Genomic DNA, 1,397 nt, shown 5'->3' with positions numbered 1-1,397 from the left:
TCCGGACACCACCGATCAGGGCGCCCCGACAGGGCGAGGACTGATTACATTCGGGGAAACCATGGGTCTTCTCACCGCACAGGACGTCGGGCTGCTGGAGTTGTCCAGGCAGTTCCGGTACGGCATCGGCGGCGCCGAATCCAACGTCGCGATCGGCGTCGCCCGCCTTGGCGGATCGGTGACCTGGTTCGGGCGCATCGGCCACGACGCGACCGGCGACATGATCGAACGCCGACTACTGGCCGAGCAGATCGCCACGATAGCCATCCGTGACCGACACCCGACCGGGCTGATGATCAAACACCACCGCTTCGCCCACATCGCTCATCTCGACTACCATCGCCATCACAGCGCCGCAACGGCCTTGCATCCCAAGGACATCCCCCACGACGCCATCCGGCGGTCAAGGATTCTGCACGTCACCGGGATCACCCCGGCACTGAGTCCGTCCGCCGCCGAGACTGTGACAGCTGCGGTCGAGATCGCCCATTCTGCCGGACTTTTCGTTTCCATCGATGTCAACTACCGCCGCAAACTCTGGGACCCTGACACTGCCGCACCCGTGCTCCGCCGCCTCGTCGAACAGGGTGACATCGTCTTCGCCGGACCGGAGGAAGCCCGCCTCGTCCTCGGCGACGATGCCGCTGCCGGCGACACCGACGACGTTCTCGGGCAGGCACTGGCCACACTCGGCCCCGCAGAGGTGATCATCAAGTCCGGGTCACGCGGATGCACCGCGTTGATCGACGGCGAAACTCACCAGATGCCTGCCATACCGGTCGATGCCCTGGACACAGTCGGTGCCGGCGATGCCTTCGTTGCCGGCTACCTCGCCGAACATCTCAGAGGTACGCCACCCGAACAGCGCGTACGCACCGCCATCCACGTCGGGGCCCTCGCAGTCACCGTGCCCGGCGACTGTGAAGGACTACCCACGCGGGCCGACCTGGAACTTCCCCTGAACAGCGAAGACGTCCAACGTTGACGGCGCCGGGCCCACCAGACGGCCTACTTCAGCAACCGCGACATCCGACGGTCGGCGAGCACCTTGCCACCGGTCTGGCAGGTGGCGCAATACTGAAAAGATTTCTCCGCGAACGCCACTTCCCGAACGGTGTCGCCGCATACCGGGCAAGGCAGACCCGTCCGGGCGTGGACCCGCATCCCGGATCGCTTCTCCCCCTTCAGCCGCGCCGCATCCTGACCGACCGATCGCTCGACCGCATCGGTGAGCACCGTCCGCATCGCGTCGTAGAGCACACGCAGCTGGCCTTCGGGGATCGACCGCCCCGTCGCGAAGGGGGAAATCTTTGCGGTGTGCAGGATTTCGTCGGAGTATGCGTTGCCCACGCCCCCGAGCAGACTCTGGTCAACAAGCGCGTTCTTGATGCGCGCCG

General features: G+C 65.7%; 2 protein-coding genes. One reads left to right on the top strand and one right to left on the bottom strand.

Translation table 11 applies throughout. The features are described 5' to 3' along the window. Positions 1-61 precede the first annotated feature (61 nt). The gene (locus tag RM2_RS23120) at positions 62-985 is read left to right on the top strand and encodes a sugar kinase (RefSeq protein ID WP_072691775.1); all 924 of its coding nucleotides are present in this window, start codon (positions 62-64) and stop codon (positions 983-985) included. A gap of 23 nt (positions 986-1,008) precedes the next feature. Here the strand turns inward: RM2_RS23120 and RM2_RS23115 are convergent. Further along, the coding region (locus RM2_RS23115) for a zinc finger domain-containing protein (protein WP_281250438.1) at positions 1,009-1,397 on the bottom strand (389 nt) is incomplete at its 5' end.

The sequence above is a fragment of the Rhodococcus marinonascens NBRC 14363 genome (assembly GCF_001894885.1).
Classification (GTDB): domain Bacteria; phylum Actinomycetota; class Actinomycetes; order Mycobacteriales; family Mycobacteriaceae; genus Rhodococcus_F; species Rhodococcus_F marinonascens.
This window is presented reverse-complemented; position numbering and strand designations above follow the sequence as displayed.